Source organism: Cupriavidus sp. 10L43_2 (assembly GCF_056395265.1).
The window spans coordinates 427,044-439,957 of the sequence record NZ_JBFTJE010000001.1 but is presented as its reverse complement, the minus strand read 5'-3'; the positions used below and the strand labels follow the sequence as shown (position 1 = coordinate 439,957).

General features: G+C 67.7%; 13 protein-coding genes, 1 tRNA gene and 1 riboswitch. Of the genes, 5 read left to right on the top strand and 9 right to left on the bottom strand.

The features are described from left to right. Nucleotides 1-20: 20 nt before the first annotated feature. Genes AC1DEL_RS01905 through AC1DEL_RS01890 form a run of 4 tightly spaced genes read right to left on the bottom strand, consistent with a single transcriptional unit; the run spans nucleotide 21 to nucleotide 3,920 of the window. Nucleotides 21-1,220, bottom strand: a complete 1,200-nt coding sequence (locus AC1DEL_RS01905; RefSeq protein WP_477125041.1) for a CaiB/BaiF CoA transferase family protein — start codon at nucleotides 1,218-1,220, stop codon at nucleotides 21-23. Between the two features lie 6 nt (nucleotides 1,221-1,226). Beyond that, nucleotides 1,227-1,958: an enoyl-CoA hydratase/isomerase family protein gene (locus tag AC1DEL_RS01900; protein ID WP_092293628.1), complete on the bottom strand. Its 732-nt coding sequence runs from the start codon at nucleotides 1,956-1,958 to the stop codon at nucleotides 1,227-1,229. A gap of 12 nt (nucleotides 1,959-1,970) precedes the next feature. Further along, nucleotides 1,971-2,927 (bottom strand): NAD(P)H-dependent flavin oxidoreductase, encoded by a 957-nt coding sequence (locus tag AC1DEL_RS01895; RefSeq protein ID WP_477125042.1) that lies wholly within the window; start codon nucleotides 2,925-2,927, stop codon nucleotides 1,971-1,973. A gap of 24 nt (nucleotides 2,928-2,951) precedes the next feature. Continuing rightward, nucleotides 2,952-3,920, bottom strand: coding sequence for a Bug family tripartite tricarboxylate transporter substrate binding protein (locus AC1DEL_RS01890; RefSeq protein WP_477125043.1), 969 nt, complete (start codon nucleotides 3,918-3,920; stop codon nucleotides 2,952-2,954). 125 nt (nucleotides 3,921-4,045) lie between these two features. Between AC1DEL_RS01890 and AC1DEL_RS01885 the strand changes: the two genes are divergently transcribed. Next, nucleotides 4,046-4,735 carry an ArsR/SmtB family transcription factor gene (locus AC1DEL_RS01885; protein ID WP_477125044.1) on the top strand — a complete coding sequence of 230 codons (690 nt, stop codon included), beginning with the start codon at nucleotides 4,046-4,048 and terminating at the stop codon, nucleotides 4,733-4,735. A gap of 33 nt (nucleotides 4,736-4,768) precedes the next feature. Beyond that, a complete protein-coding gene (locus AC1DEL_RS01880) occupies nucleotides 4,769-5,275 on the top strand; it encodes a DUF6630 family protein (protein ID WP_092293637.1) in 507 nt (168 codons plus the stop codon). A 21-nt stretch (nucleotides 5,276-5,296) separates the two neighbouring features. Here AC1DEL_RS01880 and AC1DEL_RS01875 read toward each other — a convergent pair whose 3' ends face one another. Further along, a complete protein-coding gene (locus tag AC1DEL_RS01875; protein WP_092293639.1) occupies nucleotides 5,297-6,307 on the bottom strand; it encodes a LysR family transcriptional regulator in 1,011 nt (336 codons plus the stop codon). Nucleotides 6,308-6,526: 219 nt separating this feature from the next. Here AC1DEL_RS01875 and AC1DEL_RS01870 point away from each other — a divergent pair, with 219 nt between their 5' ends. The 3 genes from AC1DEL_RS01870 (at nucleotide 6,527) to AC1DEL_RS01860 (ending at nucleotide 8,986) form a co-directional block, all read left to right on the top strand. Next, on the top strand, nucleotides 6,527-6,793 hold the full coding sequence (locus tag AC1DEL_RS01870) for a PepSY domain-containing protein (protein WP_092293641.1): 267 nt from the start codon (nucleotides 6,527-6,529) through the stop codon (nucleotides 6,791-6,793). A gap of 2 nt (nucleotides 6,794-6,795) precedes the next feature. Continuing rightward, on the top strand, nucleotides 6,796-7,347 hold the full coding sequence (locus tag AC1DEL_RS01865; protein WP_477125045.1) for a cytochrome b/b6 domain-containing protein: 552 nt from the start codon (nucleotides 6,796-6,798) through the stop codon (nucleotides 7,345-7,347). A gap of 75 nt (nucleotides 7,348-7,422) precedes the next feature. Then, a riboswitch (glycine riboswitch) is annotated at nucleotides 7,423-7,521 on the top strand. Between the two features lie 163 nt (nucleotides 7,522-7,684). Then, nucleotides 7,685-8,986 carry a D-amino acid dehydrogenase gene (locus tag AC1DEL_RS01860; RefSeq protein ID WP_477125046.1) on the top strand — a complete coding sequence of 434 codons (1,302 nt, stop codon included), beginning with the start codon at nucleotides 7,685-7,687 and terminating at the stop codon, nucleotides 8,984-8,986. A 102-nt stretch (nucleotides 8,987-9,088) separates the two neighbouring features. Here AC1DEL_RS01860 and AC1DEL_RS01855 read toward each other — a convergent pair. The 4 genes from AC1DEL_RS01855 to AC1DEL_RS01840 all read right to left on the bottom strand — a co-directional run bounded on the left by AC1DEL_RS01855 (nucleotide 9,089) and on the right by AC1DEL_RS01840 (nucleotide 12,774). Then, nucleotides 9,089-9,175: transfer RNA gene (locus AC1DEL_RS01855), tRNA-Leu, on the bottom strand. A 58-nt stretch (nucleotides 9,176-9,233) separates the two neighbouring features. After that, entirely contained in the window at nucleotides 9,234-10,826 is a 1,593-nt protein-coding gene (locus AC1DEL_RS01850; RefSeq protein ID WP_477105138.1) for a histidine kinase N-terminal 7TM domain-containing protein, read from the bottom strand. 96 nt (nucleotides 10,827-10,922) lie between these two features. After that, nucleotides 10,923-11,456, bottom strand: a complete 534-nt coding sequence (locus AC1DEL_RS01845) for a hypothetical protein (protein ID WP_441644937.1) — start codon at nucleotides 11,454-11,456, stop codon at nucleotides 10,923-10,925. Between the two features lie 46 nt (nucleotides 11,457-11,502). Next, nucleotides 11,503-12,774 (bottom strand): MFS transporter, encoded by a 1,272-nt coding sequence (locus AC1DEL_RS01840; protein WP_092293650.1) that lies wholly within the window; start codon nucleotides 12,772-12,774, stop codon nucleotides 11,503-11,505. Nucleotides 12,775-12,914 lie beyond the last annotated feature (140 nt).

The following is a 12,914-nucleotide window of genomic DNA, read 5'->3' as shown; positions in this document are numbered from 1 at the left end:
CGCCTCGGTTTGGCTACGCCTTAGATGGCCTTGGCTTCGCGCAGGGCCTTCACGCGTTGGGCGTCCATGCCCAGCCAGTCGCGCAGCACGTCGCCCGTATGCTCGCCAAGCAGCGGGGGCCGTCCCACCTCGGGGTTGTCCCAGCCGTCGAAGCGCAGCGGCACTGGCAGCGCCTGAAACGTGCCGATGACAGGATGATCGAATTCCGCCACCATGCCCCGCGCTTGCACATGGGGATCGGACAGGACTTCATCCACCGACTTGATCGGGCCGGCGGGCACACCCGCGTTGTCCATGGCCTCGCACAGCGCGGCACCCTCACACGCCGCGATGGCCTCGGTCAGCCGCTGCATCACTTCATCGCGCCGGCGCACGCGGCCCGCGTTCGTCTGGAGTTCCGGATCGGCGCCCCATGTCTCGAGTTTCAGCACCTGGCAGAGCGGCACCCAGTGCTGGTCGCTCGCCGTAATATGGAGCCAGCGGCCGCACGCAGCCTGGAAACTCGCCGATGGCACGCGGCCGGGGTGCTCCGTGCCCATGCGCGGCGGCACTTCGTGCAGCGTGAACCAACGCGCCGCCGCCAGCGTGAGCAGGCTGACCTGTGCGTCGAACATCGAAAGATCGATGTGACAGCCCTGCCCTGACGCACTGCGGCCTTGCAGCGCCGAGAGCACGGCGATGGCGGCCCACAGGCCGGACGTCAGGTCTGCCATCGGCAAGCCGGGCTTCACGGGCCCACCGCCGCGCTCGCCGGTCAGGCTCATCAGCCCGCCCATCGCCTGGAACACGGTGTCGTAGCCCTTGCGCGCGGCGTAGGGGCCGGTCTGCCCGAACCCGGTACAGGAAAGATAGACCAGCTTCGGATTGATCTCGCGCAGCGTCTCGGGGCCGAGTCCATAGCGCTTGAGCGTGCCGACCGGGAAGTTCTCGATCACCACATCGACCTTGGCCGCCAGATCCCGCACGATCTGTTGCCCCGCCTCATTGCGCAGGTTGATCGTGATCGACTGCTTGCTCCGATTGAACGCCATGAAGTAGGCGCTTTCGCTCCCCCCCCCGGCCTCCACCTGCGGTTCGAAACTGCGGGTCTCGTCACCGGCGCCGGGCTGCTCGACCTTGATCACCGTGGCACCGAGTTCCGCAAGGATCATCGAGGCGAACGGGCAGGCCAGCACCCGCGAGAGGTCGAGAATCGTGATGTGTTCGAGTGGCTTGTTCATGGCGCGCTACCGCTCCGTCCGCACAAAGCTGCGCATGCGCTTGTTGGCTTCGCGCCCGACCTCCAGACCCGCTTCCAGCGGCAGGTCCACCACGCGGTGGAACGTCTGCTTGGTGGTGGCCATGGCCGCACGACTGACCTCTGCCAGACGACTGGCCAGCGCCATGGTCTCCTCCATCAGCAGGTGGTCGTCATGCACGGCGTTGACCATGCCCAGCGCGACAGCGCGCTCCGCATCGATCGATTCGCCGGTGGCCACGAGGTGAAATGCCGCCTTGCGGCCAATCTGCCGCGTCAGATTGGGCAGGACGATCGCGGCCACGATGCCATGCTTCACTTCCGGATAGCCGATGCGGGCCGAGCGCGCGGCGAGGGCCAGATCGCATGCAATGGCCAGCCCTGCACCACCGCCCATCGCGAAGCCGTTGATGGCGGCAATCACCGGCTTGCTCATCCGCGAGACGCTGAGATGCAACTGCATCGTCAGCGCGGCGCGCTCTTCCACGCGCGACATCTGGTCCGAGGTCAGGTCCTTGAACTCGCCGATGTCGGCACCGGCGCAGAAGGCCGAGCCATTGCCCGTGAGCACGACGACGTGCACGGCATCATCGGCTTCGGCCGCCGCCAACGCCTCCACCAGCCCACGCGTCAGGGCATTGTTCAGCGCGTTGCGCTTTTCCGGGCGGTTCATGCGCAGCACGCGCACCTGGCCGACATCCTCAATCTGCAGTTCGCTCATGTCCCCACCTCTCTACTTCCATTGATTTGCCATACGCGCCATCGCTTCGCGCGTCTCTGCCGCAATGCGTTCGACCAACACGCCGGCGGGCACTAGCCCATCGATCAGCGCGGCGCTCTGGCCCGCCTCGACCTTGCCCTGCTCGACATCGCCATCCAGGGCGGCCATCTTGAGCGACCGGCTGCCGAACAGCGCCTCCAGCGCCTCGCGCGGCTGACCTGCCCGCTCCGCCGCCTCGTATTCGTCGGTGAACGCATTGCGCACCGCGCGAATCGGCAGGCCCCGCCAGCCCACGAGCGTGGTATCGCCCACCCCGGCCGCCAGCACCTTCTCCTTGTAGGCGTCGTGCAGCGAGGCCTCGGGGGTCAGGAGGAAGCGGGTGCCCATCTGCACGGCATCCGCGCCGAGGCAAAGCATGGCCGCAACGCCCGCGCCATCGGCAATCCCGCCGCCGGCCACGATCGGCAAGTCAACGGCACGCGCAATCAATCGCACCAGCACCAGCGTGCTCGTACCGCTGGGCGGCGGATGTCCACCCGCCTCGCCGCCCACCACGACCAGCCCATCGACGCCGGCGGACGCCGCCTTGCGCGCATGGTCGGGATGCGCCACCACGTGTAGCCACTTGACCCCGGCGGCCTTGAAGCGGTCGATGTGTTCGCGCGGACTGCCTTGTGACGCGATGAGGATCGGCACGCCTTCGTCCAGCACGATCTGCAGATGYTCGGCCGCCCGTTTGTTGTACAGGGCGACGTTGACCGCGAACGGCGCATCGGTGATCTCGCGCACTTCGCGAATCGCACGGCGCAGGTCGTCGGGCCGCATCGGGCCAGCCGCGATCACGCCCAGGCCGCCGGCCTTCGACACCGCCCCGACGAGCGGAGAACTCGACGACGCCCAGCTCATGCCCGCCTGGACGATGGGGTAGCGGATCCCAAGCAATTCGGTGATTCGCGTCTTGATGCTCATCTGTTGATTCCTCTGCAAAAGCGGTTACTCCGCGGTGATGCCTGCTGCCTTGATCACCGGCCCCCATCGCCCCTGCTCGGACTTGATCACCGCGCGGTAGGCGTCGGGGGTGCTGGACTGTGCGATACCGCCCTGCTCGGCAAACTTCTCGATGAGGTCGGGGGTACGCAATGCGGCGGTGACGGCATCGACGATCTTGCGGGACACATCGTCGGGCAGGCCACGTGGCGCGACGATGCCGTACGCCCCTGCGGCAAGCACCTTCGGCAAGCCGGCTTCGGCCGCCGTGGGCACATCGGGAAGCGCCGCGAGCCGCTTGGTGTCCGTCACCATCAGCGCGCGAAGCTTGCCGCCCTTGATCAGGTGCGCGACCGCCGGGACTTCGGCGATGAACATGTCCACCTGTCCGCCCATCAGGTCCTGCACGGCGGGCGCGCCGCCCTTGTATGGCACGTGGCGCAGGCGGATGCCCGCTTCGCGCTGGAATAGCGCGCCAACCACGTGCGTGCTGCTACCCACGCCCGCAGACGCAACGGTGAACTTCTCCGGCTCGCGCTTGGCCGCTGCCTGCAGATCCGCGACCGATTTGAAGGGAGAGCTGGCATTGACCACCAGCAGGTTCGGGGTGGAGACCATCGTGCTCAGGTAGGCCACGTCCTTGAGCGGGTCGAATGGCATCTTGGGAGAAATGAACGGTGCGTAGACCATCGCGCCCGTACCGGCCATGCCCAGCGTATAGCCGTCTGCCGTGGCACGCGTCACGCCCGAGATACCCACGAGCCCCCCGGCGCCGGGCCGGTTCTCCACGACGATCGTCTGCCCGATCCGCGTGGTCATGGACTTGGCGAGCGTGCGCGCCATCACGTCAGCCGGCCCGCCGGCCGCGAACGGCACCACCAGAACGATCGGCCGGTCCGGATAGGCCGCCTGCGCAGGGCTGACCGTCAACAGGGCAGCCGTCCACAGCGAGTACATCATCAGGCGCAACATCATGCCTCCTTTATTAGAACTGCCTGGATATTTGTGGACATAGTATTTTATATCGTTGAGTTTGTCCACTATATGGTTGTACGCATCTCGCTCTATACTTCATCCGTCGTTTCACTCCGCACTGAACTATGGAATACGCTCCTGGCATCAGCCAGCTTGCTGGGCTGCTGGCCGACCCCGGCCGTGCGGCCATGTTGTGGGCGTTGATGGATGGCAGCGCGCGGCCGGCCGGCGAACTGGCGATGATTGCCGGGCTGTCGGCCTCGTCCACCAGCGGCCATCTCGCCCGCATGTCCGAAGGCGGCCTGCTCGCCGTGGAGACGCGTGGGCGCAATCGCTATTACCGGCTGGCCACGCCGGAAATTGGTGTGGCCATCGAGGCGCTTGCGTCGGCGTCGCTGGCCAGCCAGCCGCCGCGCGTGCGTGTCGTGCCGGTCTCCCGCACGGCGCCGCCGGCGCTGCGGCAGGCTCGCACCTGTTATGACCATCTGGCTGGGGAACTTGCGGTGGGTCTTTTCGAACGAATGTCCGATGCGGGCTGGCTGATCGTGTCGGGCAGCGCCGTCGACCTCAGCGCCCCCGGCGCGGAGGCGATGGGGCAGCTTGGCATCGACCTGGGCGCCACCCGCCGCAAGCGCCGGCAGTTCGCCTGCACCTGCCCGGACTGGAGCGAACGCAAGCCCCATCTGGGCGGGGCGCTCGGCGCGGCGCTGCTCGACAGCCTGCTGGCACGCGGGTGGATTGAGCGTACGGACACGTCGCGCGCCCTGCGCGTGACGCCTCGCGGCCAGCGCGAAATCGTGAACGTGGCAGCCTGACGGATATGAATACCGAAGCCAGAGGAGGAGCAGATGGCAATTGAACTGGACGACGACGCGCAAGACGCCATCAGCCGGCTATTCGCGCTGATTAACCTCGGCGACAGCGCCCAGACCAGCCGGCAGTTTTCGCTGTTCGAGGAAGCGCTGGAAGACGCCGAGGAAGACGAGATCGATGCCGCCGGCCTGCTGTGGCAGGTCAAGGACATCATCGATTGGGAATCCGGCTTTTATGTCGACTGGAAAGACGCCGAGTCCTTTATCGGCTGCCTGAACCAGCTTTGCGAGCGGATCGACCTCGAGGTGGACTGGGGCACCGAGGACACCGAGGACGAAGACTTCCTGGAGGGCACGAGCGTGCCCGAGCTGATGGAGATCGTCGCCACGCAGCTACGCATGGCCGGCTACACGCTCTGGAACTGGGATACCGGCGGCGACGCCTACGGCGGCTGGATCACGCGCAGCGAAGACGACGAAGAGATACTCGAGATCGCCGACACGCTCGGCTTCGACATCCGTCCCGGCGACCAGCCCTACTGACCGACCGGCTCGCCTGGAAACTCAGTCGAGCCCGATCACCACCGCGCCGCCGTCACCGTCCGGGGTATCGGCGATGTCGGCGCTGTCCGATCCATCCGTGCCCCCCAGCGCCTTGGCGCGCGGTGCCGGGCGCCGGGTCTCCGGCACGCCCAGCGTTTCCTCGAGCACAGTGAGGAAGGCCCGCACGCTCGGCGGCATCAGCTTGCGCGCGGGCATCAGCACGTACACCTTCAGCGGCGACGACGTATAGCCGGGCAGCACGCGCACCAGTTGGCCGTGCACCAGATGCTCGTGCACGAAGCGGGGCGACATGCGCGCCACGCCCAGCCCATCCAGCGCGGCCTTGAGCCGGACTTCAGCGTTATGCGTGGAGATGCGCGGCGAGACGTCCATGGCGAAGGTTTCCACCCCATCGCGCAGGAATTCCCATTGCACATCGTCGAGGTTGCCGAGCGTCGGCCAGCCCTTCAGGTCCTGCGGCGCGCGCGGCAGGCCGTGCTCGCGGATCAGCGCGGGCGCCGCATAGAACGCACGCTCGATCAGCACCACGCGCTTGCTCGCGAACGAGCTGTCGTGGAGGTTGGTGTCGGTCATGACGAAGGCGAGGTCATAGCCGTGGCGAATCAGGTCGGGCTGGTCCCAGCTCATGTCCAGTTCCACATGCAGCGACGGGTGCAGCTTAAGTAACCTGGAGAGCGAGGCGGACAGGTGCTGCGAACCCACCTCGTAAGGCGTGGCGATGCGCAGCGTGCCGCTGACCTCGGCACTCACCGAGGCGGCCTCGGCGCTGATCTCGCGCAACTCGCCAAACAGGGGCGCCACGCGGTCATAGAGCTGCTGGCCGCGCTGGGTCACGCGCACGCGCCGCGTGGTCCGCTCGAACAGGCGCACACCAAGCTGGGTTTCCAGCCGGGCAACCGCCGCGCTGGCCGATGACTTGGGCACTTCCGCCAGTTCGGCGCCCTGCGTGAAGCCGCCCCCTTCCACCACGCGGCAGAAGATTTCCCAGTCTTTCCAGTCGATCGATTTCATGCAGACACCTTCGTCACCCACGCCGTGTGGGCGAGGCGGAATTGTCCCACAGCCCGGACAATCCCGCTGCCGACGTTCACGCCGATAGCCGCCGCGCCGGGCGGCGCGCACGGCATTTGATGCAGGTCATCGTGCGGGAAAACATTGATTGGGAATTGTTCTTGTTACCGCGTACGATTCCGGCATCCGCCCCGGATGGGGCTTCTTGCGGGAGCTGCAATGCTGAAAGTGGCCGTACTTCTCATCGCCGGTGCGTTTTCCACGGGGGCCTTCGCGGGCGCCAAGTGCGACAAGCATCCGAAGTCCGAATGGATGCCCGAGGCCGACGCCAAGGCCAAGATCGCGGCCCAGGGCTACAACATCAAGAAGTTCAAGGTGGACGGCAACTGCTACGAGATCTATGGCACCACCAAGGACGGCAAGAAGGCCGAGATCTACTTCGACACGAAGACGCTCGACATCGTGAAGTCCGAGATCGAGAAGTAAGCATGTCGGTGCCGGCCGGCCAGCTGCGCCATACCACCACGCTCCGCGTCTGGGACGTGGTGGTGCGGCTCACGCACTGGAGCGTGGCGGCCATCGTCTGCTACGACCTCATCGACGATTCCGGCGACCAGATGCACCGCGTGCTGGGCTACGTGGCCGCCGGACTTGTGCTGTTTCGCATTCTCTGGGGCTTCATCGGCAGCGAACACGCGCGCTTCCGCGCCTGGCTGCCGCGCCCCGCCGGCGTGCTGGCCCATGCCCGGGCCATGGCCCGGCGCCGCACGCCGCGCTTCATCAGCCACACCCCGCTCGGCGCGGTGATGATGCTGGCGATGTGGACCCTGATCCTGCTGCTCGCCGTCACCGGCTGGCTCTCCCGCCTCGACCCGTTCTGGGGCGAGGACTGGCCCATCGACATCCATCGCTGGCTCTCCAACACGCTGCTCGGGCTGGTGGTGGTGCACGCGCTGGTGGCCATCGTTACCAGCGTGGCCGGCAAGGAAAACCTGATTGGCGCGATGATTACCGGCCGCAAGCCGCGCAGCCTCGACTAGCCGGGGGTTGCCGCGCCGGCGCCGCCCGTGGCATAGTAGCCCCGTCATACCGCATCACCCGCCATACCCGTTTTACCCGCGTTATCGGGAGAGACTGTGCCTGCCGCCCGGCAGGCCGGCGCCGAAGGAGCAACCGCCCCGGAAACTCTCAGGCCAAAGGACCGGTAACGCCATTGCACTCTGAAGAACCCCGGCTCGCGTCAGCCGACGGTACCGAAGGAGCAAGCGATGCGCCCGCGCGCATCGTGAATCTCTCAGGTCAAGGACAGAGGGGGCGTGCGTCGCGCATGGTGCGCCACGTACCCCCCATCCACGACGTCCTGGAAGACCTGACAACATGAAGACAATCGCTGTCATCGGCGGTGGCATCACCGGCGTGACGACCGCTTACGCCCTCGCCAAACGTGGTTTCGCGGTCACACTGCTCGAGCGCCATCGCTACGCCGCCATGGAAACCTCGTTCGCCAATGGCGGCCAGCTCTCCGCGTCGAACGCCGAGGTCTGGACCCACCGCTCCACGCTGGTCAAGGGCATCAAGTGGATGCTCCGCAACGACGCGCCGCTGCTCGTGAACCCCCGCCCCACCTGGCACAAGCTGAGCTGGTTCGCCGCGTTCATCGCCGCCATGCCGCACTACCGGGCCAACACGATCGAGACCGCCCGCCTGGCCATCGCCGCCCGCGCGCACCTGTTCGGCTGGGCCGAGGCGGAAGGCATCGACTTCGACCTCAAGCGGCAGGGCATCCTCCATATCTACCGGGACAAGGCCGGCTTCGACCATGCCGGCGAGGTCTCCAGGCTGTTGGCCGAAGGCGGCCTGCCGCGCCGCGCGGTCACGCCCGAGGAAATGCGTGCGATCGAGCCGACGCTGGCCGGCCAGTACTACGGCGGTTACTACACCGAGAGCGACGCCACCGGCGACATCCACAAGTTCACCTCCGGCCTGGCCGCGGCGGCCCAGCGGCTGGGCGTGGTCACGCGCTACAGCCAGGACGTGCAGTCGGTCAACTCGGACGGCCGCACGGCCACCATCGCCGTCCGCGACGGTAATCAGACAAGTTCGACAACCTTCGACGCCGTAGTGATCTGCGCCGGCGTGGCCAGCCGGCAGTTCGCCACGCAACTGGGCGACCGCGTGAACATCTACCCGGTGAAGGGCTATTCGATCACGGTGAACTTGCCCGACGCCGCCAGTCAGGCTGCGGCGCCCACGGTCAGCCTGCTCGACGACGAGACCAAGCTCGTGACCAGCCGGCTCGGCGTGGACCGTTTCCGCGTGGCCGGCACGGCCGAGTTCAACGGCATCGACCGCGACATCCGCGCGGACCGCATCCGGCCGCTGATCGACTGGGTCAACACCTGCTTCCCCGGCGTGAGCACGCGCAGCGTGGTGCCGTGGGCAGGGCTGCGGCCGATGATGCCGAACATGATGCCGCGCGTGGGGCGCGGCCGGCAGGCCAACGTGTTCTACAACACGGGGCACGGGCATCTGGGGTGGACGTTGTCGGCGATGACGGCCGAGATGGTGGGCGATGTCATCCGGCTGGCGGCGGTACCGCGTGCTTTCTCCCCTCTCCCGCTTGCGGGAGAGGGGTTGGGGGAGAGGGCCGGCGTGACCGGACGCGATATCGCTGCCTGAACCGCCAGCCCTCTCCCCCGCCCCTCTCCCTGAGGGAGAGGGGCGACAACCATCGCGCCAACGAAAAAGGCCCCGCTTGCGCGGGGCCTTTTTCTTCAATCTTGGTGCCCAGGAGAGGACTCGAACCTCCACAGTGTTGCCACCGCTAGGACCTGAACCTAGTGCGTCTACCAATTCCGCCACCTGGGCAAGGTGAGCGGCGCATTCTACAGGAGCTTGCGGATTTTGCAAGCCCCTGCGCGTGCCACTATGCCTGCAGGCCCATGTAGATCTTCCCGTCCTGGACGAAGCGATTGCGCCCGGCGCGCTTGGCCTGGTACATCGCGCTGTCCGCGCGGTGCAACAGCGGCTCCAGCCGTGGCGCGTCCGGCACCGTACAGGCCGCGCCCACGCTAATCGTGACGAAGGGCTGCACTGGCGTGCCGTTGTGCGGGATCTCCAGGTCGCGCACCGCCGCCACCATGCGGCGCGCCACGTTGCGCGTCTCGTCCTGCGAGGCGTCCGGCAGCACCACCGCGAATTCCTCGCCGCCCAGCCGCGCGCAGAACTGCTCGCCCACCAGCACGCTGGTCAGCGCGGTCGCCACCCGGCGCAGGCAATCGTCGCCGCAGGGGTGGCCGTACAGGTCGTTGTATTGCTTGAAGAGGTCCACATCGAGAATCAGCAGCCCGATCGGCTCGCCCGCCTCGTAGGCCCGGGTCACGGCCAGCAGCGACTCGCGCTGGAAGAAACGCCGGTTGGGGATGCCGGTCAGCGCGTCGATGTCGAGGTCCGCCTCCACGCGCGAGAGCTTCGCCTCGGTCTGGCCGAGCTGGGCCGTCAGCGCCAGTTCGCGCGACTGGTAGCGGCTGATGTCGCGCATGAAGACCAGCGTGCCGATGCGCTTGCCGTCCAGCCGCATCACCGGCTCCGCCGTCACCTCGTAGTGCGCGCCCTGGGGAATGTAGGGGATGGCGCCGACGTCGGCCCCCGCCTCGCGCGGCTGGCGCAGCGCCTCGTCCCATACGGCCGGCATCGGCTGCCCCCGGCGCAGGTCGGGCACCAGCCGCAGGGCGGCCGGGTTGAACTCGACGAGCCGCCCCTTCGCGTCGACGATCACGCAGCCGTCGCCAATCGTGTCGAACACGCGCAGCCGCGCGTAGTGGCCGATGTCGTCCAGATGGGTACGCAGCGCACAGATCCAGACCACCACCGTCATCAGGGAAAACGTGGCCGGGGTCAGGTCGCCGCCGAGCGGGCTGGTCCAGCGCTGCAGGTAGGCCATGTGGGTGAGCAGCGGCAAGGTGAGGCTGCTGGCCACGATGGCCCGGCCCCGCCGGGTCAGCGCCGCATTGGGCACCTCGGCCGTGAGCAGGAAAACCAGGCTTAGCAGCAGCATGAAGTAGGTCCACGCCGCCACCACCACGTAGCCGGGGCCATGGTGGAAGATCGCGCCCGGCGAGACGCCGGCCGGCATCATGTCGATGCGCGTCCAGATCAGGTGATGCCGCTCGTTGGTCAGCACCAGCACCACCGACGCCACGGCGGCCAGCACCGGCAGCCACAGGCGCGACCACGGCACCACGTAGCGCGGCCGGCTCAGGTGGATCATCGCCACCAGCCAGCCGATGGGCACCATCACGATGCCCGCGTACTGGGCCTTGGCCCAGAAGATGCGCCCGTCCAGATCGGTCGAGCTGACTTCGAGCAGCCGGCCGCCGCTCCAGATGGCCACGCCGCCGGCCAGCACGAGGAAAGCCTTGATCGTGGGATCGTCGCGGCGCGGCCAGGTGGCGATAACCATGCCCACGCTGCACACCACGGCTATGGTCAGGCAAAGGACAAGAGGGTACGAGGGCATGAGAACGGCGGGGAACCTGATAATAGCCGCCGCGCCCGACATGGCGGAGGCGCCCCATTATAGGGGCTAGCCGGGGCGCCACCCCATCGCCCTCACTTACTTGGAGCGGCTGCGGTCCCCGCCGCGCGAGTCCATGATGATCATGGTGCGGTCCAGCACGCCGGCGTCATCGAAATAGACGCTGAAGTGCGCCGGCAGGTTGCCGGCCATGTACATCCGATAGCTCCATGCCTCGCGCTTCATCAGGGCGAAGTACTGCACCGGCTCGCGCGGGAGGCCGAAGCGCTCGGCGATGTCGCGCTTGGTCCAGATCCCGGGGCGCGCCTCGTAGATCTCCTTCTCGGTCAGGGTCTGGCGGAAGCCGGCCAGCTTGCCGGCGGCGTCGAAGTCGGCCGCGTAGACCTCGAAGCCGTAGGGCTGCTTGGAATAGATCCAGCGCTGGGTGCCGTCGGCCAGTTGGTAGGTCTCGGTCGGGTTGCCGAATGTCTCGCGTACCGAGCTTTGCGGGCTGCCGAGCATCGACTGGGCGGTCTGCACCGGCTGGAGCGTGGCGCAGCCGCCGAGGACCACGGCGGCCAGGGCGGCAAGGAGGGCGACGCGGACGGCGCGCCCGGAAATCGGGTTGGGCATGGCATGTCTCCAGAGTCCATGCCAAGCATAGCCCAGCCGGCCGAACTCAGCGTTGCGGCTGCGGCCAGCCCGCGCGGACGATCTCCCGGTCGTCGATCGGCCAGTGCAGCGCGGCGGCCACCACCCCGAGCGCCATCGCCCCCATCCACACCAGGTCGTAGGAGCGCGTGGCCTCGAACACCACCCCGCCCAGCCAGACCCCGAGGAACGAGCCAAGCTGATGGCCGAAGAACACGAAGCCGAACAGCGTGGTGATGTAGCGCACGCCGAAGACCTGCGAGACGATGCCGCTGGTCAGCGGCACGGTGCCGAGCCAGAGGAAGCCCATCACCGCCGCAAACCCGTAAAGCGTGGCGGCGCTGAGGGGCAGCAGCACGAACAGCGCCATCGCCGCCGTTCGTACTAAATAGATACCGGCCAGCAGATACTTGCGCGAATGCCGCCCGCCCAGCACGCCGAACCAGTACGTCCCGGCGATATTGGCCAGCGCGATGATCGCCAGCGCCGCCATGCCTTCGGACGGCTGCATGCCCTTGTCCCGCAGGTAGGCCGGCAGGTGATTGGCGATAAAAGCCAGCTGAAAGCCACATGCGAGGAAGCCGAGGTTGAGCAGCCAGAAGCCCGAATGGCGGAAGGCCTCGCGCACCGCCCCGAGCAGCGGAGGCTGGGCGCCCCCGGCACCGGCACCGCTGGCGGGGTGCGTCCGATCCTGGAATGGCAGCGCCAGCGGGAGCATGGCGGCGGCGGTCACGGCCAGGATGACCAGCGCGCCGCGCCAGCCGGCCTGGAGGATCATCACCTGCGCGCCCGGCACCAGCAGGAACTGGCCGATGCCACCCATCGCTCCGGCGAGCCCCAGCGCCCGGCTGCGCTGCGCCGGCGCGATCATCCGGCTCAAGGCGCCGTAGACCACGCCGAAGGTGGTGCCGGACAGCGCCACGCCCACGCACAGCCCCGCCGACCAGACGAAGGCCGCCGGCGTGGCCGCCTGTGCCATCAGGAACAGGCCGACCGCGTACAGCGACAGCCCGGCCAGCATCACCCGGGCGGAGCCGAAGCGGTCCGCCACCATGCCCGTGAAGGGCTGGGCCAGCCCCCAGGTCAGGTTCTGCACGGCCATGGCGAAGGCGAAGGTCTCGCGCGTCCAGCCCCGGTCCGTGATGATCGGCAGCATGAACAGGCCCTGCACGTGGCGCGCACCGAGCGCCAGCCCCATCACCAGCCCGCCGGCCAGCAGCAGGAACCAGGCGGTGCGCCACCAGGGTGGCGAACCGGTCGGCAATGCGCCGGCGGCATGGGAGGCGGGGCGTTGGGTCATGTCGGGAGGATGGGACGATCGGGTTGGGAGATCGCTCTATTTCAGGCGATCGGGGGCGCAGGCTCAAGCGACATTTCCGCCCTCCTGCCATGCGTGGTGGTCATGGCAGCGGGGGCCGAGCCGTGCTTTAATCCCAACAC

Bases quoted from the DNA above. Each gene is read 5' to 3' on its own strand.
- AC1DEL_RS01850 (WP_477105138.1), bottom strand. From the start codon at position 10,826: ATGCCCTCGTACCCTCTTGTCCTTTGCCTGACCATAGCCGTGGTGTGC.
- AC1DEL_RS01840 (WP_092293650.1), bottom strand. From the start codon at position 12,774: ATGACCCAACGCCCCGCCTCCCATGCCGCCGGCGCATTGCCGACCGGT.
- AC1DEL_RS01905 (WP_477125041.1), bottom strand. From the start codon at position 1,220: ATGAACAAGCCACTCGAACACATCACGATTCTCGACCTCTCGCGGGTG.
- AC1DEL_RS01845 (WP_441644937.1), bottom strand. From the start codon at position 11,456: ATGCCCAACCCGATTTCCGGGCGCGCCGTCCGCGTCGCCCTCCTTGCC.
- AC1DEL_RS01875 (WP_092293639.1), bottom strand. From the start codon at position 6,307: ATGAAATCGATCGACTGGAAAGACTGGGAAATCTTCTGCCGCGTGGTG.
- AC1DEL_RS01890 (WP_477125043.1), bottom strand. From the start codon at position 3,920: ATGATGTTGCGCCTGATGATGTACTCGCTGTGGACGGCTGCCCTGTTG.
- AC1DEL_RS01870 (WP_092293641.1), top strand. From the start codon at position 6,527: ATGCTGAAAGTGGCCGTACTTCTCATCGCCGGTGCGTTTTCCACGGGG.
- AC1DEL_RS01865 (WP_477125045.1), top strand. From the start codon at position 6,796: ATGTCGGTGCCGGCCGGCCAGCTGCGCCATACCACCACGCTCCGCGTC.
- AC1DEL_RS01880 (WP_092293637.1), top strand. From the start codon at position 4,769: ATGGCAATTGAACTGGACGACGACGCGCAAGACGCCATCAGCCGGCTA.
- AC1DEL_RS01900 (WP_092293628.1), bottom strand. From the start codon at position 1,958: ATGAGCGAACTGCAGATTGAGGATGTCGGCCAGGTGCGCGTGCTGCGC.
- AC1DEL_RS01860 (WP_477125046.1), top strand. From the start codon at position 7,685: ATGAAGACAATCGCTGTCATCGGCGGTGGCATCACCGGCGTGACGACC.
- AC1DEL_RS01885 (WP_477125044.1), top strand. From the start codon at position 4,046: ATGGAATACGCTCCTGGCATCAGCCAGCTTGCTGGGCTGCTGGCCGAC.